This window comes from Pseudomonas sp. S3_B08, from assembly GCF_054667725.1.
The window spans coordinates 2,642,891-2,664,935 of record NZ_CP162750.1 but is presented as its reverse complement, the minus strand read 5'-3'; the positions used below and the strand labels follow the sequence as shown (position 1 = coordinate 2,664,935).

The following is a 22,045-nucleotide window of genomic DNA, read 5'->3' as shown; positions in this document are numbered from 1 at the left end:
TGCTCATCAAGCATGGCTATAATCGCCACCACGTATTACCCAGCCATCACATGAGACTGCCATGACCATTTCACTGTACGCCGCATCCGTCCCGGTTTTTCAACAAATGCTCAACGCCCTGAGCGATGTGCTGAAAAAGGCCGAAGCCCACGCCAGCGCGAAAAACATCGACCAGAGCGTTTTCCTGCAAGCGCGTCTGTACCCGGACATGTTCCCACTGGTGCGTCAGGTGCAGATCGCCGTGGATTTCGCCAAAGGCGTGTCGGCGCGTCTGGCCGAAGTCGAACTGCCGAAGTACGACGACACTGAAACTACCTTTGCCGAACTGCAAGCGCTGATCACCAAGGTTCTGGCCTTCATTGGCGAGATCAAGCCAGAGCAGATCGACGGCAAGGAAGGCATCGAAATCGTGACCCGTCCGGGCACGCCGAAAGAGAAGCGCTTCAGTGGTCAGGCGTATCTGCTGACTTACGGCCTGCCGCAGTTCTTCTTCCACGTCACCACCACCTACGCGCTGCTGCGTCATAACGGCGTTGAAGTGGGCAAGCGCGATTACATGGGCGCGTTCTAAACGCCCGGATACGAAAAAGCCCGCCAAGGTTCGCGCCTTGGCGGGCTTTTGTTTTTCTGTGGGAGCGAGCCTGCTCGCGAATGCGGCGTATCAGGCGATATTAATACTGAATGTCTCGCCCCTTTCGCGAGCAGGCTCGCTCCCACAAGGTAAGGCGGTTACGCCGTACGCTGAGCCTTCTCTTCTTCGCCCAGGCAAGCCGCCGCTGTAAACAGCACGTCAGTCGACGAGTTCAGCGCGGTCTCCGCCGAATCCTGCAGCACGCCAATAATGAAGCCCACCGCCACGACCTGCATGGCGATCTCGCTCGGGATGCCGAACAGGCTGCACGCCAGCGGAATCAGCAGCAGCGAACCACCGGCCACACCGGACGCGCCACAGGCGCAAATGGCTGCGACGACGCTGAGCAGGATTGCGGTCGGAATGTCCACTGCGATGCCCAAAGTGTGCACCGCCGCCAGGGTCAGCACGGTAATGGTGATCGCCGCACCGGCCATGTTGATGGTCGCACCCAGCGGGATCGATACCGAGTAGGTGTCTTCGTGCAGGCCCAGGCGCTTGCTCAATTCCAGATTGACCGGAATGTTCGCCGCCGAGCTGCGGGTGAAGAACGCGGTAATGCCGCTTTCACGCAGGCACATCAGGGTCAGCGGGTACGGATTGCGGCGCAGCTTCCAGAACACGATCAGCGGGTTCATCACCAGCGCGACGAACAGCATGCAGCCCAGCAGCACCGCCAGCAGGTGCGCGTAGCCGAGCAGCGCGCCGAAACCGGAGGTGGCCAGTGTCGACGCGACCAGGCCAAAGATGCCCAGCGGCGCGAAGCGAATGACCACGCGGACGATCACGGTGACGCCGTTGGACAAGTCACCGAGCACTTCGCGAGTGGTGTCGCCAGCGTGGCGGATGGCAATGCCCATGCCGATCGCCCAGGCCAGAATGCCGATGAAGTTGGCATTCATCAGCGCGCTGACCGGGTTATCGACGACGCTCAGCAACAGGCTTTGCAGGACTTCGCCGATGCCGCCGGGCGCAGTCACAGCAACGTTTTCCGTCGACAGCACCAGATTCGACGGAAAGCTCATGCTGGCAACCACGGCCACCACCGCAGCGCTGAATGTGCCCAGCAGGTACAGGAACAGGATCGGCCGGATGTGGGTTTCCTGGCCGTGCTTGTGGTTGGCGATCGAGGCCATCACCAGCACGAACACCAGAATCGGCGCCACGGCTTTCAATGCCGAGACAAATACCTTGCCGATGAACGCAGTGGACTTCGCCAGCTCCGGTGCAATCAGGGCCAGGGCAATACCGGCGATCAGACCAATGACGATCTGGCTGACCAGACTCAGGCGTTTCAGGCGTTGCAGTAACGAAGGGGATGAAGCGGTCATAGCGGCATCTCTGTTTTTTATAGGGTGCGAAGCGTCGTGGGCAGTCACGAAACGCCTGTCGAAGTGACATCAACGCCGCCAAACGGCACGTTGAACAACTGTACGATTTTCAGGGCGCGGACTTTATCACAGCGTAGGCGTGAACCTTCAGGCCTGTGACGATCTGCCACCGGATCGGCCCGGCAGATCGGCAGTTTTGGGCAACTCAGTGCGGACGCAGTCTGTTAAGCTTCGCCATCCTCATTTTCAAGTTCTGCCAGCGGGCCTCCGGGTCATCGCTGGTGTCGTCGTTTTGCTGGAGTTGCGCATGCTGTTGCCTATTCTTCTGTTGTCCGCTGCCGGGTTCACGGTGCTGACCACGGAATTCGTCATTGTCGGCCTGTTGCCGGCGATTGCCCGAGACCTCGAAGTCAGCATCCCGCAAGCCGGGCTGCTGGTGACCTTGTTCGCCTTTACCGTGGCGCTGTTCGGCCCGTTCCTGACCGCGTATTTCGCCCGATTCGAACGGCGCAAACTGTTCATCAGCATCCTGATCATGTTTGGTCTGGCCAATACCGTGGCAGCGTTGGCGCCGAACATCTGGGTGATGGCCATCGCGCGTCTGATTCCGGCGTTGGGTTTGCCGGTGTTCTGGGCCTTGGCCAGCGAGACGGCGGTGGATATCGTCGGCCCGGATTTCGCCGGCCGCGCCATCGCCAAGATCGGTTTCGGCATCGTCTGCGCTACGGTGTTCGGCATTCCGGTCGGTACGCTGATTTCCGACGCGTTCGGCTGGCGCAGCGCCTTCGGCATTCTGGCGTTGATCGCGTTTGCCAAAGCCTTGCTGCTGTTTGTCTACCTGCCGAAAACCAGTCTGCACCAGCATCAGGTCAGCTTCCGTTCGCAGTTCAAGATCCTGCGCAGCCCGCTGATGCTCGGCCATATCTTGTTGTCGATTCTGGTGTTCAGCGGCATGTTCACCGCTTACACCTACCTTGCCGACATCCTCGAACGACTTGCCGGATTCAACGGCACCGTGGTCGGCTGGTGCCTGATGGCGTTTGGCGCAGTCGGGCTGATCGGCAACTCGCTTGGCGGGCGTGCGGTGGATCGGCATCCGCTGGGGGCGTCGGTGTTGTTCTGTGCGTTCATGATCGCGGGCATGGTCTCGCTGGTGCCGAACATTCATTCGCCAGTCGGCCTGGCGGTGGCGATGGGCATTTGGGGCGTGACCCAGGCGGCGTTGTTCCTGGTCAGCCATGTGCGCCTGATGAAAGCCGCGCCGGAAGCGCCGGCCTTCGCCGCGTCGCTGAACATCGCCGGAGCCAATCTCGGCATCGGCCTGGGCGCGATGGTCGGCGGCCGGGTGATCGACAGTGCCGGGCTGGGCTTTCTCGGCTTTGCCGCTGCCGGCTTCATTTTGCTTTCGGTGTTCCTCGCCATGGTGCTGATGACGCTGAAGCCGCGTGAAGTCTGCGCTTCATAACCCGGTAAACAGCTCGCGTCGGGCGCCCTCGGTAATCGCTACGATGCCAGGGTGCTTGACCTTGCGCTCCACCGAGATGGCATAGAACGACTCGCTCACGGCGTCGGTCTGGCCGATCAACTCGACGCCGTACTGGCGCTTCACTTCCTCGGCAATCACGCTCGGGCCAATAAAGATCCCGCTGCCGGATTGGCCGAAGGCCTGCATCAAAGCACTGTCATCGAACTCGCCGACAATCTGCGGCTGGATCTGCTGTTCGGCGAACCAGCGCTGCAAACGGCTGCGCACCACGGTTTCCGCGCCGGGAATCAGCAACGGTGCGCCGTGCAGGCTGCGCGGGAAATCCTGGCCATACTGCGCGGCAAGTTCGGCGGTGGCGAAGAAGCTGATCCCGCACTCACCGAGCTTCTGGCTGTAGCCTTTGATGTCCAGATGCGAAGGCATCGGGCTGTCGGAAATCACCAGATCCAGACGCTGGATGGCCAGATCAGCGAGCAGACGTTCGAGTTTGTCTTCGCGACAGGTGATGCGCAGCGGCTCGCTCAATTCCATGGTCGGCGCGATCAGGCGATAAACAATGGATTTGGGCACCACGTCGGCCACGCCGACGCGAAAGAGGATCTGCTGCTCGTTGGGCTGCGCTCGCAGCATCAGCTCCAGCTCGCCGCCCAGTTGAAACATCTGCTCGGCGTAGGGCAGGGCCTGGCGCCCGGCTTCCGTGAGCTCCAGCTGTCGGCCAACCCGGCGAAACAATTCCACGCCATAGGTTTGTTCGAGCAGTGAAATCTGTCCGCTGATCGTCTGTGGCGTCAGGTTCAGCTGCTCGCACGCCCGGACGATGCTGCCGGTTTTGGCTACAACCCAGAAGTAATGCAGTTGTCGGTAATTGAGCATAGTGATGGCCACTTCGTGAAAACCGAAGTATAGCCGCTAAAAATACGAATTTTCCTGAAGTGTTCATCTCCCTAGAATGCCCAGCCATCGACGGCCGGTGTGTGCGCCTGTCTGTTCATTCGAAGGAAACCTTATGAAATACACATTTCCCGCAGTGATGTTTGCGTCTTTACTGGTTCTGGCCGGTTGTGATCAGGCGGAAAAAAGCGCCCAGCAACTGATGGGCGCGGCGGCTGAAACCGCCAAACAAGCAATCGACGACACCCATAAAGCCGCTGAGCAAGCGCTCAGCGATGCCACTGGTGGTTTGATCGAGAAAAAAGAAACACCGGAAAAACAAGCGGAAGAATCCGAATCTTCCTCCAAGACCATCTAAACCGTCTTACACAGAGTCAGGACTGACCCATGGAATATCTGTTAGAACTCGCCGCCAGCCCCACCGCTTGGGTTGCTTTGGCCACACTGGTGGTAATGGAAATCGTGCTCGGCATCGATAACCTGATCTTTATTTCGATCCTGACCAACAAATTGCCCGAACAGCATCGGCAGAAGGCGCGTCGTATCGGTATCGGCATGGCCCTGATTCTGCGTCTGGCCCTGTTGAGCACCATCGCGTTCATCGTGCAGTTGACCGAGCCTGTGATCGAAATCCTTGGCCAGGCGTTCTCCTGGAAGGACATGATCCTGATCGCCGGTGGCCTGTTCCTGGTGTGGAAGGCCACGACCGAGATCCATCACAGCATGGACCCGTCGCCGGAAGACCCGAAGACCGCGACTTCGACCGTAACCCTGGGTTTTGCCGCGGCCATCGGTCAGATCCTGATGCTCGACATGGTGTTCTCGATCGACAGCATCATTACCGCTGTCGGCATGACCGAACACTTGCCGATCATGATCATCGCGGTGGTGGTGTCGGTGCTGGTGATGCTGCTGGCGGCTGATCCGCTGGCCAAGTTCATCAACGATAACCCGACGGTGGTCATGCTGGCGCTGGGCTTCCTGATCATGATCGGCATGACGCTGATCGCTGAGGGCTTCGGCGCCCACGTACCGAAAGGTTATGTGTACGCGGCCATGGCGTTCTCGGCCGGTATCGAAGTGTTGAACATGCTGTCGCGCCGGGCGAAGCAGAAGAAGGTTGCTCAGCAGGCGTAATTGCTGAGAACACAAAAAACCGCCTGGGCTGGTTGAGCTCAGGCGGTTTTTTTTCGCTTTGATGTTGGGGGTGTGATTTAGAGCTTGCCCCTCATCGGAACGCCGCCCGCCCAGCCCTCTCCCGAGGGAGAGGGAGCCGATTGGGGGGCTTTTCAGATCCTGAGTTCGGCTGGATATTTCACGTCGACCCAATCCGGAAGAACAACCCGGTCAGTTCCCTCTCCCCTCCGGGAGAGGGCTAGGGTGAGGGGCTCTTGATCTTCAATGCGCAGCAGCGTGCCGCACTGGATGCTTCTCTGTTTTCTCAACCGGCATCGTCTGCACCGGATGATGCCGCCGCGAAATCCGCAGCACACCCCACAACATGGCAGTCGCCACGGCCAGCCAGCCGGCTATCAACATCACAATGGTCATGGTCAGGCTCATTGGTGCCTCCTCTTCGCCCTGCATCGGGCGCCCGCTTTTCGCAATTCGCTCTATTTCAGTGACAGTCTAGTCAATGGGGTGTTTCAAGCTATTGACCAAAGGTCGTTAGTCACCAATCAGTTTGCTCTATGCAATCGCGGAGTCTGCGGTTTAAGGCTATACCGCAGGCGGGTGCGGCTCTATGATCGCTGGCGTTGCCGGAACACGATGACCGGCGTCTGGAAGAGAGTGATTGATGGTGCAGGTATTTTCTCGAGTGCGTGGAGCGTTGCTTGCCGGCGCTTGCGCGGTGGTGCTGAGCGGATGCGCGGGCAACGTGGCCCCGGAAGTCAAGCGCTTGCCGGAGCGGGTTGAGCTCAGTGGCACCTTTTATCGTGGCGAAGCCAATCAGAGCGGGCCGCAGGTGCTCGCCAGTCTGCTGTCGCAACAAGGCATCGTCATCACCCCGGGCCTTCTGGAAAAACCGCTGCACTTGCCGGGGGCTGAGGACAAGTTGCAGCAGAACATGCAGAACCTCGCCCGCGAATATGGCCTGGTGGTTTATCCGCTCGACAGCGAGCTGCCAGCCTTGCTGACCCAGGTCGCGGCGGGCTATCCGGTCATGGTACGTTTCAGCGAAGGTTCGGCATTCTGGGCCGAGCCGCGTTACGCGATCCTGTCCGGCTACGACCGCAACAAACAGAAGGTCCTGCTGCGCGCCGGCATGAATCGTCGGCAGTTGATGGATTTCGGCAGCTTTCAAGCAGCGCTCGAAAAGGCCGGTGGCTGGGCGATCCTGATTCAGAAACCGTCGCAGATCCCGGCAGCCGTCGACCGCTCCCGTTGGCTGAAAGCCGCCGATGAACTGGCGCAGGCCGGTGAAGAAAACGCTGCGGCGCAGGCGCGAAAGGCTCTGGCGGCGCAATAAACCTCCGTTCGTCATCTGCCGGGCACGACTGCGCCGGGCCGGCCTCTGAAGATTAATGCCCGTGCTTCGCGGGTGAATCAAGGAGGCAACATGGCAGATTCCCAAACCCCGAAAGGCCCACATTCGTCCGAACATTCCTCGGGCGATGATCTGGGCTTCGATCCGGATTCGCCGGACCTCAAGGATCCGCAAGTTGATCCAGTCGGTCCGGCAAAAGCCCCGCTGGATGTCGAGCCCGGTGAAGATCCGAAGAAACCGGCCAAGCCCTATGATCCGTTAGCCGATCTGAAACCTTGATGTGAGGTGCGTATGAGTACCGATTCAAGCTTCGATGACCACAAACCTGACAGCGTACCGACCACGCCGGAGCCGGAGGTTGATCCGGTGCTGGACCCGGACAGCCCGATGCGCGACCCGATGGCGCGGCCAAATGTGCTGACGCCGGACGTTTCGCCAGAGCCGAGCTCGGGCGATGGCATTCCTGATGACGACAAGATGCCACTGCCCAACGACTGACGCGCAGACGAAAAAAAGCCCCGAACATTCGGGGCTTTTGCATGATTGCCGGATCTACTTTGCCGCTTCGACCACGCCGCTCTGACGGCTCTTGAGGTTCTTGTCGGCTTTGTATTGCTGTGCCACGGCAGGCACGTTGGCGCTGCGCCCGGTTTCCACCCAGCTGCGGATACGGCTGGCGTCGGCAAAATGCGTGTATTTGCCGAACGCATCGAGAATCACCAGGGCGACCGGACGGTTGCCCATCTTCGTCACCAGCACCAGGCAATGGCCGGCCGGGTTGGTAAAACCGGTCTTGGTAATCTTGATGTCCCAATCGGCCTTATTGACCAAGTGGTCGGTATTGCGGAAGCCCAAGGTGTAGTTGGGCTTGCGGAACGCCACGGTCTTTTCCTTGGTGGTGGTCAGTTGCACCAGAAGCGGTTGCTTGTGCGCGGCCACCAGCAATTTGCTCAGGTCGCGGGCGGTGGAAACGTTGCGCTCTGACAGCCCGGTCGGCTCGACAAAGTGCGTGCTGGTCATGCCCAGCGCCTTGGCCTTGGCGTTCATTGCCGCAATAAAAGCAGCGTAGCCACCCGGATAGTGGTGCGCGAGGCTGGCGGCGGCGCGGTTTTCCGAAGACATCAAGGCGATCAGCAGCATCTCGCGGCGCGGCAGCTCACTCTTGAGTTTGACCCGGGAGAACACACCCTTCATTTCCGGGGTGTTCCTGATATCGACATCGATCCATTCGTCCATGTTCTGTCGAGCTTCTACCACGACCAGGCCAGTCATCAGCTTGCTGACGGAAGCGATCGGTACGATCACGTCAGGGTTGCTGGAATAAATGACTTTGTTGGTCTGCATATCCATGAGCAGGGCGCTGCCAGACGCGATCTTCAATGTCGAAGCGTCACGTGGAGCAGCGGTGGTTTCCGCAGCGTTGATCGTTGGCGTGATGAATGTGCCTGTAACAGCAAACAACAGGCTCAGAATCGAGAGACGAATTTTCACGCGGGCGAACTCTAAAAGGTTGGATATACCGTTAGTTTGTAACGGGTTATTTCTCAAAACCGGCGCATTTTAGGAGTATGGCTGAAGAACTGTCGATGGTTGTTTGTAAGACCTGAAAATCTCGTGAAAAGGCCTGTAAAAAGAGCGGTTTCCGGCGAACGGTTGAAGTTTTTTCTCAGGCACGAAAAACCCCGCACGAGGCGGGGTTCTGATGCGGCGTAAAAACCCGGTCAGACGTGCAGTGTTTCTGCGGCGTAGAGGGTGTTTTCCAGCAGGCAGGCGCGGGTCATCGGGCCAACGCCGCCCGGTACCGGGGTGATCCAGCCAGCGCGGGGCAGGGCGGTTTCGTAGACAACGTCACCGACCAGTTTGCCGTCGTCCTGACGGTTGATGCCGACGTCGATCACGATCGCGCCTTCCTTGATCCACTCGCCCTTGACCAGGCCCGGCTTGCCGGCGGCAACGACCACCAGATCAGCACGGCCGACGTGGCCGGCCAGATCCTTGGTGAAGCGGTGAGTCACAGTGACGGTGCAGCCGGCCAGCAGCAATTCCATGGCCATCGGGCGACCGACGATATTGGAGGCGCCCACGACTACCGCGTCCATCCCGTAAAGATCAGCGCCAGTGCTTTCCAGCAAGGTCATGATGCCTTTCGGGGTGCAGGGGCGCAGCAGCGGGATGCGCTGGGCCAGGCGACCGACGTTGTACGGGTGGAAGCCGTCGACGTCTTTGTCCGGGCGGATGCGTTCCAGCAGCTTGGACGCGTCGAGGTGTTCGGGCAGAGGCAACTGCAGGAGAACGCCGTCGATAGCCGGATCGTCGTTGAGGCGATCGATCAGATCGGTCAGGGCGTCCTGAGTGGTGTCGGAGGGCAGGTCGTAGGCTTGAGAGAGGAAGCCAACCTCTTCACAGTCTTTACGCTTGTGCGAGACATAAACCTGAGAGGCAGGATCGCTGCCGACCAGGATCACCGCGAGGCCGGGGGTGCGCAGGCCTTGCTGGCGACGCTCGGCAACTCGTTGGGCGATCTGCTGGCGCAGGCTGGCGGCGATCGATTTGCCGTCGATTAGTTGTGCAGTCATTGCGCGTGATTAACCATCGAGAGGGGAAAAAATGAGAACGCATTCTCGCATGTCGAGCGGTGAGGGCAAAGGCGCTTGGTCAGCAAATTCCTCTAACTCCTTTAATTAAATGAATTTTTTTCAAAAAGGATTTGACGACCTTTGGAGCCCTCTATACTATTCGTCGCACTTGTCGGGCACAGCCTAGCACTGGTTAAGAAGGTGAAGCGGAATCAAGGTTCTGCGACACTGGAAAGCACTTAGTTTGTAGTCCTTTAAGAGTACAGATTAACAAGGCGCCCGTAGCTCAGCTGGATAGAGCATCCGCCTTCTAAGCGGATGGTCGCAGGTTCGAGTCCTGCCGGGTGCGCCATTAGGCAGCTTTGGCACAAGTAACGCGATATGGTGGGCGTAGCTCAGTTGGTAGAGCACGGGATTGTGACTCCCGTTGTCGTGGGTTCGATCCCCATCGTCCACCCCATATTTCGAAAGGCGCCAGATTTAACGGTCTGGCGCCTTTGCTTTAAAAGCTTCATCCGCGGATGTGGTGGAATTGGTAGACACACTGGATTTAGGTTCCAGCGCCGCGAGGCGTAAGAGTTCGAGTCTCTTCATCCGCACCAAATAAAGCTTCATCTGTGCCTAGGGCCTGATGAAGTTTCGACAAAGAAGTTGTTTGGCTTTTTTGTTACGCAATATGGTGGGCGTAGCTCAGTTGGTAGAGCACGGGATTGTGACTCCCGTTGTCGTGGGTTCGATCCCCATCGTCCACCCCATATTTCGAAAGGCGCCAGATTTAACAGTCTGGCGCCTTTTTTGTTTTAGCGGTTTCGAAATCCGGCCATGGCCGATTTCGAAGCGCAGGGCAGGGCACTTCATCGCTTTTAAAGGATCCGATGACGCTGAGCTGCTCGTCGTTCCGGTTTTGCTGGAACACCTGTCGAGGCGTATCTGATAGTTGCTTCTATATATAGAAGCGTTGCTGCAGAGCCCTGACGTGATCGCTTGTATTCGCCAGTGGAGTGCACGGCATTCGTGCGGCGCTCCCTATAAATTGCCTGCTGTTTTTTTACCCGTTTCCAGTAGGGTGACTTCTTGAGTTTGACCCACTAGAATGCATGCCCTTGATTCTGGGGTCGGAAACGGCCGGCTAACGTCTGTGCAACGAGGAATATCCATGCAAGTTTCTGTTGAAAATACTACTGCTCTCGAGCGCCGCATGAGCGTCACCGTGCCGGCAGAGCGCATCGAGACTCAGGTCAACAAGCGTCTGCAGCAGACTGCCCAAAAGGCCAAAATTGCTGGCTTCCGTCCAGGCAAAGTGCCAATGAGCGAAATCAAGCGCCGTTTCGGTGCTGATGCGCGTCAGGAAGCGGTAGGCGACGTCATCCAGTCTTCCTTCTACGAAGCTGTGGTCGAGCAGAAGCTCAACCCTGCCGGTTCGCCTTCGATCGAGCCAAAGTCGCTCGAAGCGGGCAAGGATCTGGAATACGTTGCTGTATTCGAAGTCTTCCCTGAGTTCACCGTTGCTGGCTTCGAAGGCATCACCGTTGAGCGTCTGAGCGCTGAAGTGGCTGACGCTGATCTGGACAAGATGCTCGACATCCTGCGCAAGCAGAACACCCGTTTCGAAGTGGCCGACCGCGCTGCTCAGAACGAAGACCAGCTGAACATCGATTTCGTTGGCAAGGTTGACGGCGAAGTGTTCGCTGGCGGCTCCGCCAAGGGCACTCAGCTGGTACTGGGTTCCGGCCGTATGATCCCGGGCTTCGAAGAAGGCCTGGTTGGCGCTAAAGCCGGCGAAGAACGCGTTCTGAACCTGACCTTCCCTGAGGACTATCAGAACCTGGACCTGGCTGGCAAAACCGCCGAGTTCACCGTGACCGTCAACACTGTGTCCGAGCCTAAGCTGCCTGAGCTGAACGAAGAGTTCTTCGCTCAATTCGGCATCAAGGAAAGCGGCATCGACGGCTTCCGCACCGAAGTTCGCAAGAACATGGAGCGTGAACTGCGTCAGGCAATCAAATCCAAGGTCAAGAATCAGGTAATGGACGGTCTGCTGGCCACCAACCCGATCGAAGTGCCAAAGGCTCTGCTGTCCAACGAAGTTGACCGTCTGCGCGTGCAGGCTGTTCAGCAGTTCGGCGGCAACATCAAGCCAGACCAACTGCCGGCCGAGCTGTTCGAAGAGCAAGCCAAGCGCCGCGTCGTGCTGGGCCTGATCGTTGCTGAAGTAGTCAAGCAGTTCGACCTCAAGCCTGATGAAGCTCGCGTTCGCGAAATGATTCAGGAAATGGCTTCCGCTTACCAGGAGCCAGAGCAGGTCGTGTCGTGGTACTACAAAAACGAGCAGCAACTGAACGAAGTGCGTTCGGTTGTGCTGGAAGAACAAGTTGTGGATACTGTTCTGCAGAAAGCTAGTGTGACCGACAAATCGGTCTCCTACGAAGAAGCAGTCAAGCCGGTAGAAGCTCCAGCAGCCGACTGATTGATTTTGCGTTAGAAGTGCACACCATAAGCCAGCTCTCGAGCTGGCTTATGCGTATTCAAGACATAACTATTTGGGAGCGACTGCAGAGCATGTTCCGTAATTCTTATATTCAGCAGAACTCTGATATCCAGGCCGCCGGCGGCCTGGTCCCGATGGTTGTCGAGCAGTCCGCTCGTGGCGAACGCGCCTACGACATCTACTCGCGCCTGCTCAAGGAGCGAGTGATCTTTCTGGTGGGCCCGGTAGAGGACTACATGGCCAACCTGATCTGTGCGCAACTGCTGTTCCTTGAAGCGGAAAACCCGGACAAGGACATCCATCTGTACATCAACTCGCCGGGCGGTTCGGTGACTGCCGGCATGTCGATCTACGACACCATGCAGTTCATCAAGCCGAACGTGTCGACCACCTGCATCGGTCAGGCGTGCAGCATGGGCGCATTCCTGCTTACCGCAGGTGCACCGGGCAAGCGTTTCTGCCTGCCGAACTCGCGCGTGATGATTCACCAGCCACTGGGCGGTTTCCAGGGCCAGGCGTCGGACATCGAAATCCACGCCAAGGAAATCCTCTTCATCCGCGAGCGTCTGAACATGCTGATGGCCAAGCACAGCGGCCGTACTCTGGAAGAAATCGAGCGCGATACCAATCGCGACAACTTCATGAGTGCTGAAGCTGCGAAGGAATACGGCCTGATCGACGAAGTGATCAACCAGCGTCCAGCTTAATATAAGCAGCGCAAAACAGGCCTGATCGGCATGTCCGATCAGCGGCGGGCTTGAAAAAGCCCGCAATAGCCTTCATCTTGTGTTGCAAGCCTATCGGATTTGGATCGAACGAATGACTGACACCCGCAACGGCGAGGACAACGGCAAGCTGCTCTATTGCTCCTTCTGTGGCAAAAGCCAGCATGAAGTGCGCAAATTGATTGCCGGCCCCTCGGTCTTTATCTGCGACGAGTGCGTCGACCTGTGCAATGACATCATCCGCGAGGAGGTGCAGGAAGCACAGGCCGAAAGCAGCGCGCATAAATTGCCTTCGCCTAAAGAAATCAGCGGCATCCTTGACCAGTACGTCATTGGTCAGGAGCGTGCGAAAAAGGTTTTGGCCGTAGCGGTGTACAACCACTACAAGCGCCTGAACCAGCGTGACAAAAAGGCTGACGACGTCGAACTCGGCAAGAGCAACATCCTGCTGATCGGCCCGACAGGCTCCGGTAAAACCCTGCTGGCTGAAACACTGGCCCGCTTGCTGAACGTTCCGTTCACCATTGCCGACGCAACCACCCTCACTGAGGCCGGTTACGTGGGTGAAGATGTCGAGAACATCATTCAGAAGCTGCTGCAGAAGTGCGATTACGACGTAGAGAAAGCCCAGATGGGCATTGTCTACATCGACGAAATCGACAAGATTTCCCGCAAGTCCGACAACCCGTCGATCACCCGTGATGTTTCCGGTGAAGGCGTGCAGCAGGCCTTGCTCAAGTTGATCGAAGGCACGGTCGCTTCGGTACCGCCGCAAGGTGGCCGCAAGCATCCGCAGCAGGAATTCCTGCAGGTCGACACCCGTAACATCCTGTTCATCTGCGGTGGTGCGTTCTCCGGCCTGGAAAAGGTCATTCAGAACCGTTCCACCAAAGGCGGCATCGGCTTCAACGCCGAAGTGCGCAGCAAGGAAGAGGGTAAGAAGGTTGGTGAATCCCTGCGTGAAGTCGAGCCTGACGATCTGGTCAAGTTCGGTCTGATCCCGGAATTCGTCGGTCGTCTGCCGGTCCTGGCGACACTGGATGAGCTCGACGAGGCTGCGCTGATGCAAATCCTCACCGAGCCGAAAAATGCTCTGACCAAACAGTATGCCAAGCTGTTCGAGATGGAAGGCGTGGATCTGGAATTCCGTTCCGACGCGCTGAAATCGGTCGCCAAGCGTGCTCTGGAACGTAAAACCGGTGCTCGTGGCCTGCGTTCGATTCTCGAAGGTGTGCTGCTCGACACGATGTATGAGATCCCCTCGCAGTCCGAGGTGAGCAAAGTCGTGATCGATGAAAGCGTGATCGAAGGCAAGTCCAAGCCACTGTATATCTACGAAAACAGTGAGCCGACGGCCAAGGCAGCGCCGGACGCGTAAGCGTTCACAGCGCCGCAACAAAGAAGGGGCCTTCGGGCCTCTTTTTTTTTAAGTCGTTTTTTACCTCCGCTTTGCGCTTGTTTTTTTTCGAGGCAGCCCCCATCTTGGTTTCAAGCTTAATTCCATCTGATTACGGCCATACGGCCGCCGTAGAGGCGAAATCATGAAGACAACCATCGAATTGCCTCTCCTGCCATTGCGTGATGTCGTGGTTTATCCGCACATGGTTATCCCGCTGTTCGTGGGGCGCGAGAAATCCATCGAAGCCCTCGAGGCAGCGATGACGGGTGACAAGCAGATTCTGCTGCTGGCCCAGCGAAACCCGGCTGACGATGATCCCGGTGAAGACGCTCTCTATCGCGTAGGTACGATTGCCACGGTACTGCAACTGCTGAAGCTGCCTGATGGCACTGTCAAGGTTCTGGTCGAAGGCGAGCAGCGTGGCACCGTCGAACGCTTCAGCGAAGTCGATGGCCACTGCCGCGCCGAAGTTTCTCTGATCGAAGAAGTCGACGCCGCCGAGCGCGAGTCGGAAGTCTTCGTGCGCACGCTGCTGTCGCAGTTTGAACAATACGTCCAGCTGGGCAAGAAGGTTCCGGCTGAAGTCCTGTCGTCGCTCAACAGCATCGATGAGCCCGGTCGTCTGGTCGACACCATGGCCGCGCACATGGCGCTGAAAATCGAGCAGAAGCAGGAAATCCTCGAGATCATCGATCTGTCGGCGCGTGTCGAGCACGTGCTGGCGCTGCTGGATGCCGAAATCGACCTGCTCCAGGTTGAAAAACGCATTCGCGGTCGCGTCAAAAAGCAAATGGAGCGCAGCCAGCGCGAGTACTACCTGAATGAGCAAATGAAGGCCATTCAGAAAGAACTCGGTGACGGCGACGAAGGCCACAACGAAATCGAAGAGCTGAAAAAGCGCATCGATGCTGCCGGCCTGCCGAAAGACGCGCTGGCCAAGGCCACCGCTGAGCTGAACAAGCTCAAGCAGATGTCGCCGATGTCGGCTGAAGCCACTGTGGTGCGTTCCTACATCGACTGGCTGGTGCAGGTGCCGTGGAAGGCGCAGAGCAAAGTACGCCTCGACCTGGCCCGTGCAGAAGACATTCTCGACGCCGATCACTACGGCCTCGAAGAGGTCAAGGAGCGCATCCTTGAATACCTCGCCGTGCAGAAGCGCGTGAAGAAAATCCGTGGCCCGGTGTTGTGCCTGGTTGGTCCTCCAGGTGTGGGTAAAACCTCGCTGGCGGAATCGATTGCCCATGCCACCAATCGCAAATTCGTACGTATGGCCTTGGGCGGCGTGCGTGACGAAGCGGAAATTCGTGGTCACCGCCGGACTTACATCGGTTCGATGCCGGGTAGATTGATTCAAAAGATGACAAAAGTGGGCGTACGCAACCCGCTGTTCCTGCTCGATGAAATCGACAAAATGGGCAGCGATATGCGTGGCGATCCGGCTTCGGCGTTGCTGGAAGTGCTTGATCCCGAGCAAAATCACAACTTCAACGATCACTATCTGGAAGTCGATTACGACCTCTCTGATGTGATGTTCCTGTGCACCTCGAACTCGATGAATATCCCGCCAGCGCTGCTGGACCGGATGGAAGTCATCCGTCTGCCGGGTTACACCGAAGACGAGAAGATCAACATCGCTGTGAAATACCTCTCGCCGAAACAGATCGCCGCCAATGGTCTGAAGAAGGGCGAGCTGGAATTCGATGAGGAAGCGATCCGCGACATCATCCGTTATTACACCCGTGAAGCGGGCGTGCGGGGGCTCGAGCGACAGATCGCCAAGGTCTGCCGCAAGGCAGTCAAAGAGCATGCGCTGGAAAAACGCTTCTCGGTAAAAGTGACAGCTGACCTGCTCGAGCATTTCCTCGGCGTGCGCAAGTTCCGCTACGGCCTGGCCGAGCAGCAGGATCAGGTGGGGCAGGTGACTGGCCTGGCGTGGACTCAGGTTGGCGGTGAATTGCTGACTATCGAAGCCGCAGTGATTCCGGGTAAAGGTCAGCTGATCAAGACCGGTTCGCTGGGTGATGTGATGGTCGAATCGATCACTGCCGCACAGACCGTTGTGCGCAGCCGCGCCAAGAGTCTGGGCATCCCGCTGGACTTCCACGAGAAGCGCGACACGCACATTCACATGCCGGAAGGTGCTACGCCGAAAGACGGCCCAAGTGCTGGCGTCGGTATGTGCACGGCGTTGGTTTCGGCATTGACCGGTATTCCGGTGCGCGCCGATGTCGCCATGACCGGTGAGATCACTCTGCGTGGGCAAGTGCTGGCAATTGGCGGTTTGAAAGAAAAACTGCTGGCGGCTCACCGCGGCGGAATCAAGATTGTGATTATTCCGGAAGAAAACGTCCGCGATCTGAAGGAGATTCCTGACAATATCAAGCAGGATCTGCAGATCAAGCCGGTTAAATGGATTGACGAGGTCCTGCAAATTGCGCTGCAATACGCGCCGGAGCCCTTGCCGGATGTGGCTCCGGAGATAGTTGCCAAGGACGAAAAACGCGAGTCTGATGCCAAGGAAAGAATTAGCACGCATTAATACGTTTTAGCCTGGGGGGCTTTCCTTGACAGCATTTTAGAGCCCTTGTTATAAAGCGGCTCTTAAGTGTCTGTAGGCCATTCAGCACTCGTTTTTGCTTTCACCAAAAAACTTAGAAACATCTCAAAATAGATATAAGGGGACTTAGAGTGAACAAGTCGGAACTGATTGATGCTATCGCTGCATCCGCTGATATCCCGAAAGCTGCTGCTGGCCGTGCGCTGGACGCTGTAATCGAATCCGTCACTGGCGCTCTGAAGGCTGGCGACTCCGTTGTTCTGGTTGGTTTCGGTACTTTCTCCGTGACTGACCGTCCGGCTCGTACCGGTCGCAACCCGCAAACTGGCAAGTCTCTGGAAATCCCGGCTGCCAAGAAGCCAGGTTTCAAAGCCGGTAAAGCGCTGAAAGAAGCTGTTAACTGAGTTTCCAGGTTTTTACCCATCCGGGTCGGGGTCAAGCCTGACTTGGCAGCGGAGCGGTAGAGCAGGTGGCTGGAACAGGCACCTGTAACGCCGGGATCGAGGGTTCGAGCCCTGTCCGCTCCGCCAGTTACGAGAAGGCGCATCCTCGGATGCGCCTTTCTTCTATCCGGATTCTACCCACGCTCCACGGTTGCCTAAATTGAAGTTCAACCGTTTCTGGGGGACGCATGCTGCAAAATATCAGGGACAATTCACAAGGCTGGATTGCCAAGACCATTATCGGGGTCATCGTTGCACTGATGGCCCTGACCGGTTTCGATGCCATTTTCCAGGCCACGACTCACAAGAACGAGGCGGCCAAGGTCAATGGTGACGAAATCAGCCAGAACGAGCTGAGCCAGGCCGTTGATATGCAACGCCGTCAGCTGATGCAACAGCTGGGCAAGGACTTCGATGCGTCCTTGCTCGACGAAAAAATGCTGCGCGAATCGGCGCTCAAAGGCCTGATCGACCGCAAGTTGCTGCTGCAAGGCGCCGAACAGGCGAAGTTCTCGTTCTCCGAAGCCGCGCTGGATCAAGTGATCCTGCAGACGCCTGAATTCCAGGTCGACGGCAAGTTCAGCTCCGAGCGCTTCGACCAGGTGATCCGTCAACTGGGCTACAGCCGCATGCAGTTCCGTCAGATGCTGGCTCAGGAAATGCTTATCGGCCAGCTGCGCGCTGGTGTTGCCGGCAGCGGTTTCGTCACCGACGCCGAAGTGCTGGCTTTTGCCCGTCTGGAAAAACAGACCCGTGATTTCGCCACTCTTAACGTCAAGGCCGACCCGGCTGCGGTCAAGCTGACCGATGACGAGGTCAAGGCTTACTACGACGAGCACGCCAAGGAATTCATGACGCCGGATCAGGTGATCATCGATTACGTCGAGCTGAAGAAATCGTCGTTCTTCGATCAGGTTGCGGTCAAGGATGAAGATCTTGAGGCGGCTTACCAGAAAGAGATCGCCAACCTGTCGGAACAGCGTCGTGCCGCGCACATCCTCATCGAAGTGAACGACAAGACTACCGAAGCGCAGGCCAAGGCGAAGATCGACGAAGTCCAGGCGCGTCTGGCCAAGGGCGAGAAGTTCGAAGCGTTGGCCAAGGAGTTCTCGCAGGATCCGGGTTCCGCCAACAATGGTGGTGACCTTGGTTATGCCGGTCCTGGCGTTTACGACCCGGCTTTCGAAAAAGCGCTGTACTCCTTGTCGAAAGACCAGGTGTCCGAGCCCATTCGTACCGACTTCGGTTATCACCTGATCAAGCTGTTGGGCGTGGAAGCGCCTGAAGTGCCGACCCTGGCCAGCCTGAAAGACAAGCTGACCCGCGAGCTGAAAGCCGCTCAGGTCGAGCAGCGTTTCGTTGAGGCGACCAAGCAACTGGAAGACTCGGCGTTCGAAGCTTCTGACCTGGCGCAGCCAGCAGCGGATCTGAAACTGACCGTGCACACTTCCAAGCCGTTCGGCCATGAAGGTGGCGAAGGTGTTGCAGCCAACCGTGCCGTGGTCACTGCCGCGTTCAGCCCGGAAGTGATTGATGAAGGTGCCAACAGCACCGCCATCGAGCTGGACCCGGAAACCGTGATCGTGCTGCGCGCCAAGGAGCATCTCAAGCCTGCGCAATTGCCACTGGAAAGCGTCAACGCGGCGATCCGCACTCAGTTGACCAAGGAGCACGCCAGTGCCGAGGCCAAGACCCGTGCCGAGAAGCTGATCGCTGATCTGCGCGATGGCAAGGCGCCGCTGGACAAGGCCATTGACGGTCAGAACTGGAAGATCACCGAAGCGGCCACCCGTGGTCAGGAAGGGGTTGATCCGGCTGTGCTGCAGGCACTGTTCCGTATGCCGAAGCCGGCTGCCAAGGACAAGCCGACGTTCTCCAGCGTTACCTTGCCGGATGGCAGCCTGATGGTGGTGCGCCTCAACGGTGTTAACGAAGCTGCTGCGCCTACTGATGAAGAGAAGGCGCAATATCGTCGCTTCCTGGCTTCCCGTGAAGGGCAGCAGGACTTTGCGGCGTATCGCAAGCAACTGGAAGCTGAGGCGAAGATCGAGCGGTTCTGATCTTTTGACTGACGTTTGAAGGAGCCCCGGCCTGGTTGGTCGGGGCTTTTTTGTTTTTTGGGCGTGGCGGCCTTTGGGCCGGCCATGCTCTGGGTGGTTTGGGTGAATATCCGTTTCTTCGGGTGCGGCGGCTGGCGGTTTCGCCCTTACGGCGAGGCACTTTTTCCAGACGCCGAAAAGGTAACCGAAAAGGCTTGCTCCTACGTTCGGCCCTCGCAAGCTCGGGTCCCTTCGCTCCGGGACTGATCCGGGCGCAGCGGCTCCGGTTTGCTTCGCTGCACCTCCTTCCGCTGTGTCTGGCTGCGCCAGACGGTCGCTACGCTCCCACACCCGGATCAATCCCTCCACTCAGCCTTCCGACGTCGCCGGTGGATCAAAAGCAAGATCAGAAGCACTCGAGCTTGCGCTCATTGTTGAGTGGGGCGGCTTTGCCGCGGGCAGCTGCGCTGCTTTGCTTTTCTGTGGGAGCGAGCCTGCTCGCGAAGGCGGCCTGACAGCCGACCTGATCTTGAGCTTTTACCTTTCTTTTGCATTTAGAACACGCCGGTCGGTTCTGGGGTTAATGGCCGTCGAGCCGACAAGCCATGGCGAAATTGCGCGCATTGATTGATCATTTGTCGGCGCGGCTTTTTCCTGACGGCCATGACCGGTAAAGTTGTAACCGATTCTTGACACTATTCCATGCGCCATGGGGCGACGATCTGTTGCACAATACGCCCCGGACTGTTTTCCCTCAGGATGTTCAATGTTGATTTCCACTCCCATGCGTGTTGTCGGGCTGGCGCTTTTGTTGACTGCGGTGGCCGGTTGTTCGAAGGACAAGCCGATCTATGAGCATGAGAACTTCGATGACTCCGGCACCTTTTCGCGCAATTACCCGGTAACCGACACCGCCAGTTGCGAAGCGGCCCGGCGCGCGTTGCTCAGTCAGGGCTACATCATTACCAGCAGTGATCCGAAGCTGGTCAGCGGGCACAAGAGCTTCCAGCAGACCGGCGAGACGCACCTCGAGATCAGCTTCAACGTGGTCTGCGCCGAAGATGGCAGCGCCGGGCATCATGCGACGGTGTTCGCCAACGCCTTGCAGGACCGTTATGCGTTGAAGAAGACCAACAATTCCGCCAGCCTCGGTGTCGGTGTGTTGGGCTCGGTGTCGATGCCGATCGGCTCCTCGGACGACTCGATGGTCAAGGTCGCCAGTGAAACGGTCATTGCGCAGAAGTTCTACGAGCGTTTCTTCACACTGGTGGAGCAGTTCCTGCCCGCCGATGCTAAGAAAGCTGCACACATCGAAGAAAAGCCGAAAACCGATCTTGGTGTGCCAGAACCAAAAGCGGCACCTGCACCTGCGCCTCTGGCGCCGACACCTGCAGCGGAACCGGCCCCCGCGCCGGCTGCGGAACCTGCACCGGCCCCGGTTGAAGCCGCGCCAGTGAGTTCCGAGCCGGTGGTACCGCCAGCGGAGTCGACGCCGATTACGCCTGCGCCAGCGCCCGTGGAAGAGCCAGCGCCGGCCAGCGAAACCATCACCCCGCCGACCAACCCGGATATTCCGCCACCATCCGAGCCGATTCCGGCGATGCCTGCGTCGGGCCAATAAGAAACCAAGCGAAACCCTGTGGGAGCGAGCAGGCTCGCTCCCTCAGTGGTTTTCGGGGTTGGCTTAAAATCTGGTTACACACCTGCGGCATCATCGCCGCGATAAATCCCCAACCACCTGCTACGTTTTATTCATGAAGGCAGCGTTTCACTTTTCCTTCACACGGGCACTTTATGCTCGGGGCACAGGTCGATTGATCAGGCCATTTTCATAGCGAGCAGTTGGGGGATTCATACGATGGATGAGTATCAGGAAGAACTGCTCGAATACCAGGCCTTTGAACTGGATCAACCAGAGCCGGCTGACGACGCGACGGAACTCTGAGCTTCAGGCTCCCGAGCGGTAATTTCGTCGGGATTCGCCGGGCGTCTGCCCGCTCCAGCGCTTGAATGCGCGTTGGAAGGCTTCAGCTGAGGCGAAGCCCAGCAGGTAGGCGATTTCGCCGAATGCCAGTTCGGTGTCGCGGATGTAGGTCATCGCCAGGTCGCGGCGTGTGTCATTGAGGATCGCGCGAAATTGCGTGCCTTCCTCAGTGAGCTTGCGGCGCAAGGTCCAGGTCGGCAGTTTCAGGCGTGCCGCGACTTCTTCAAGATCCGGCTCGCGGCCGCCGTTGAGCAGCGGGCCGAGCAACTGAGTGATGCGCTCGCGCAGGCTGCGGGTGCGGGTCAGTTGTTCCAGCTCCCGCTCGCACAATTGCAGCAGATGTCGCCAGGTGCTCGGGCAATGTTCAGGGTTGCGCAGGGCGAGGCTGCTCAGGCTCAGGCGCAGTTGGTTGCGCTCGGCGCTGAACTGGATCGGGCAGTCACCGAGCATTGTGTAGGCGTCGCGGTAATCCGGCGCTTCGAATTCGATTTCGATTCGCTCGGCGCGCAACGTTTCGCCGCACAGGCTCGACAACTGATGCAGCCAGCCGGCGAGGATCGAGTCGACCACGAAGCGGTTATAGGTGTTGTACGGGCTGATCGAGTAGAAGCGCAGCCACGCACCGTTGGCGTCTTCGTGGAAACTGGACTGCCCGCGATAGTTCGAGCCGTAAAGCGGCTCGAAGCGCGTCAGGCAGCGGGCCGCTTCACGCACGGTGGGTGCTTGCGCCGCAGTGATGCCGGCCAGACCGGCCTGATTCAAGCGGATCATCCTGCCCATGCGCAGGCCCAGGGCCGGGTCGCCGGTGAGTTGAATCGCCGCATGGCCCAGGCGCATGTAACGCGGGATCGACAAGCGCGCCCCGGCCTCGGCCAGTCGCGCGGCATCAAGGCCATATTGTTCAAGCAGAGGCAGCGGATCGACGTCGTGGCTGCGCACGGCGTCGGCCAGACTATGGACGAAGCCCACCGACAGATCCCCGAGGCGCATCGGCTGCGGCTTCATGG

The 22,045-nt window shown here is 58.3% G+C and carries 20 protein-coding genes and 4 tRNA genes; 18 read left to right on the top strand and 6 right to left on the bottom strand.

Translation table 11 applies throughout. The features are described from left to right. The first annotated feature begins 61 nt into the window (after positions 1-61). Entirely contained in the window at positions 62-571 is a 510-nt protein-coding gene (locus AB4N73_RS12030) for a DUF1993 domain-containing protein (RefSeq protein WP_041477165.1), read from the top strand. Positions 572-729: 158 nt separating this feature from the next. Here AB4N73_RS12030 and sstT read toward each other — a convergent pair whose 3' ends face one another. Continuing rightward, a complete protein-coding gene (sstT, locus tag AB4N73_RS12025) occupies positions 730-1,962 on the bottom strand; it encodes a serine/threonine transporter SstT (RefSeq protein WP_236169589.1) in 1,233 nt (410 codons plus the stop codon). A gap of 307 nt (positions 1,963-2,269) precedes the next feature. On the opposite strand from sstT, the gene AB4N73_RS12020 reads away from it, so the two are divergent. Next, the gene (locus AB4N73_RS12020) at positions 2,270-3,427 is read left to right on the top strand and encodes an MFS transporter (RefSeq protein WP_024013467.1); all 1,158 of its coding nucleotides are present in this window, start codon (positions 2,270-2,272) and stop codon (positions 3,425-3,427) included. Here the strand turns inward: AB4N73_RS12020 and nhaR are convergent. Further along, positions 3,422-4,321, bottom strand: a complete 900-nt coding sequence (gene nhaR, locus AB4N73_RS12015) for a transcriptional activator NhaR (protein WP_016775345.1) — start codon at positions 4,319-4,321, stop codon at positions 3,422-3,424. The genes AB4N73_RS12020 and nhaR overlap by 6 nt on opposite strands. 133 nt (positions 4,322-4,454) lie before the next feature. On the opposite strand from nhaR, the gene AB4N73_RS12010 reads away from it, so the two are divergent. After that, positions 4,455-4,697, top strand: a complete 243-nt coding sequence (locus tag AB4N73_RS12010; protein ID WP_024013465.1) for a hypothetical protein — start codon at positions 4,455-4,457, stop codon at positions 4,695-4,697. A 29-nt stretch (positions 4,698-4,726) separates the two neighbouring features. Then, on the top strand, positions 4,727-5,476 hold the full coding sequence (locus AB4N73_RS12005; protein ID WP_016775343.1) for a TerC family protein: 750 nt from the start codon (positions 4,727-4,729) through the stop codon (positions 5,474-5,476). A 261-nt stretch (positions 5,477-5,737) separates the two neighbouring features. On the opposite strand, the gene AB4N73_RS12000 is transcribed toward AB4N73_RS12005, so the two are convergent. Further along, positions 5,738-5,902 (bottom strand): hypothetical protein, encoded by a 165-nt coding sequence (locus AB4N73_RS12000; protein WP_164488349.1) that lies wholly within the window; start codon positions 5,900-5,902, stop codon positions 5,738-5,740. Positions 5,903-6,137: 235 nt separating this feature from the next. Between AB4N73_RS12000 and AB4N73_RS11995 the strand changes: the two genes are divergently transcribed. From AB4N73_RS11995 to AB4N73_RS11985, 3 genes are all read left to right on the top strand, one after another. Then, positions 6,138-6,809, top strand: coding sequence for a cysteine peptidase family C39 domain-containing protein (locus AB4N73_RS11995; RefSeq protein WP_150634903.1), 672 nt, complete (start codon positions 6,138-6,140; stop codon positions 6,807-6,809). Positions 6,810-6,899: 90 nt separating this feature from the next. Further along, positions 6,900-7,106, top strand: a complete 207-nt coding sequence (locus AB4N73_RS11990; RefSeq protein WP_460143491.1) for a DUF6021 family protein — start codon at positions 6,900-6,902, stop codon at positions 7,104-7,106. A 12-nt stretch (positions 7,107-7,118) separates the two neighbouring features. After that, positions 7,119-7,325, top strand: coding sequence for a hypothetical protein (locus tag AB4N73_RS11985; RefSeq protein WP_041477156.1), 207 nt, complete (start codon positions 7,119-7,121; stop codon positions 7,323-7,325). Between the two features lie 54 nt (positions 7,326-7,379). On the opposite strand, the gene pbpG is transcribed toward AB4N73_RS11985, so the two are convergent. Next, positions 7,380-8,318, bottom strand: coding sequence for a D-alanyl-D-alanine endopeptidase (pbpG, locus tag AB4N73_RS11980; protein ID WP_095182110.1), 939 nt, complete (start codon positions 8,316-8,318; stop codon positions 7,380-7,382). Positions 8,319-8,548: 230 nt separating this feature from the next. Continuing rightward, positions 8,549-9,403, bottom strand: coding sequence for a bifunctional methylenetetrahydrofolate dehydrogenase/methenyltetrahydrofolate cyclohydrolase FolD (gene folD, locus AB4N73_RS11975; RefSeq protein WP_016775338.1), 855 nt, complete (start codon positions 9,401-9,403; stop codon positions 8,549-8,551). A gap of 275 nt (positions 9,404-9,678) precedes the next feature. Here folD and AB4N73_RS11970 point away from each other — a divergent pair. The 11 genes from AB4N73_RS11970 (at position 9,679) to AB4N73_RS11920 (ending at position 20,675) form a co-directional block, all read left to right on the top strand. Next, positions 9,679-9,755, top strand: a tRNA-Arg gene (locus AB4N73_RS11970). A 32-nt stretch (positions 9,756-9,787) separates the two neighbouring features. Continuing rightward, positions 9,788-9,863: transfer RNA gene (locus AB4N73_RS11965), tRNA-His, on the top strand. A 57-nt stretch (positions 9,864-9,920) separates the two neighbouring features. Next, positions 9,921-10,005, top strand: a tRNA-Leu gene (locus AB4N73_RS11960). A 77-nt stretch (positions 10,006-10,082) separates the two neighbouring features. After that, a tRNA-His gene (locus AB4N73_RS11955) sits at positions 10,083-10,158 on the top strand. A 401-nt stretch (positions 10,159-10,559) separates the two neighbouring features. Continuing rightward, entirely contained in the window at positions 10,560-11,870 is a 1,311-nt protein-coding gene (gene tig, locus AB4N73_RS11950; protein WP_016775337.1) for a trigger factor, read from the top strand. Positions 11,871-11,962: 92 nt separating this feature from the next. Continuing rightward, positions 11,963-12,598 carry an ATP-dependent Clp endopeptidase proteolytic subunit ClpP gene (gene clpP, locus AB4N73_RS11945; protein ID WP_016775336.1) on the top strand — a complete coding sequence of 212 codons (636 nt, stop codon included), beginning with the start codon at positions 11,963-11,965 and terminating at the stop codon, positions 12,596-12,598. A 112-nt stretch (positions 12,599-12,710) separates the two neighbouring features. After that, positions 12,711-13,994: an ATP-dependent Clp protease ATP-binding subunit ClpX gene (clpX, locus tag AB4N73_RS11940; RefSeq protein ID WP_016775335.1), complete on the top strand. Its 1,284-nt coding sequence runs from the start codon at positions 12,711-12,713 to the stop codon at positions 13,992-13,994. Positions 13,995-14,157: 163 nt separating this feature from the next. Beyond that, positions 14,158-16,554: an endopeptidase La gene (gene lon / locus AB4N73_RS11935; RefSeq protein ID WP_016775334.1), complete on the top strand. Its 2,397-nt coding sequence runs from the start codon at positions 14,158-14,160 to the stop codon at positions 16,552-16,554. Positions 16,555-16,703: 149 nt separating this feature from the next. After that, entirely contained in the window at positions 16,704-16,976 is a 273-nt protein-coding gene (locus AB4N73_RS11930) for an HU family DNA-binding protein (RefSeq protein ID WP_016775333.1), read from the top strand. Between the two features lie 227 nt (positions 16,977-17,203). Further along, positions 17,204-19,075: a SurA N-terminal domain-containing protein gene (locus AB4N73_RS11925; protein ID WP_460143490.1), complete on the top strand. Its 1,872-nt coding sequence runs from the start codon at positions 17,204-17,206 to the stop codon at positions 19,073-19,075. 745 nt (positions 19,076-19,820) lie between these two features. Beyond that, complete coding sequence (locus AB4N73_RS11920) at positions 19,821-20,675, top strand: DUF2242 domain-containing protein (RefSeq protein WP_150741177.1); 855 nt, start codon at positions 19,821-19,823, stop codon at positions 20,673-20,675. Positions 20,676-21,002: 327 nt separating this feature from the next. On the opposite strand, the gene AB4N73_RS11915 is transcribed toward AB4N73_RS11920, so the two are convergent. After that, positions 21,003-22,043, bottom strand: a complete 1,041-nt coding sequence (locus tag AB4N73_RS11915) for an AraC family transcriptional regulator (protein ID WP_236168548.1) — start codon at positions 22,041-22,043, stop codon at positions 21,003-21,005. Between the last annotated feature and the right edge of the window lie 2 nt (positions 22,044-22,045).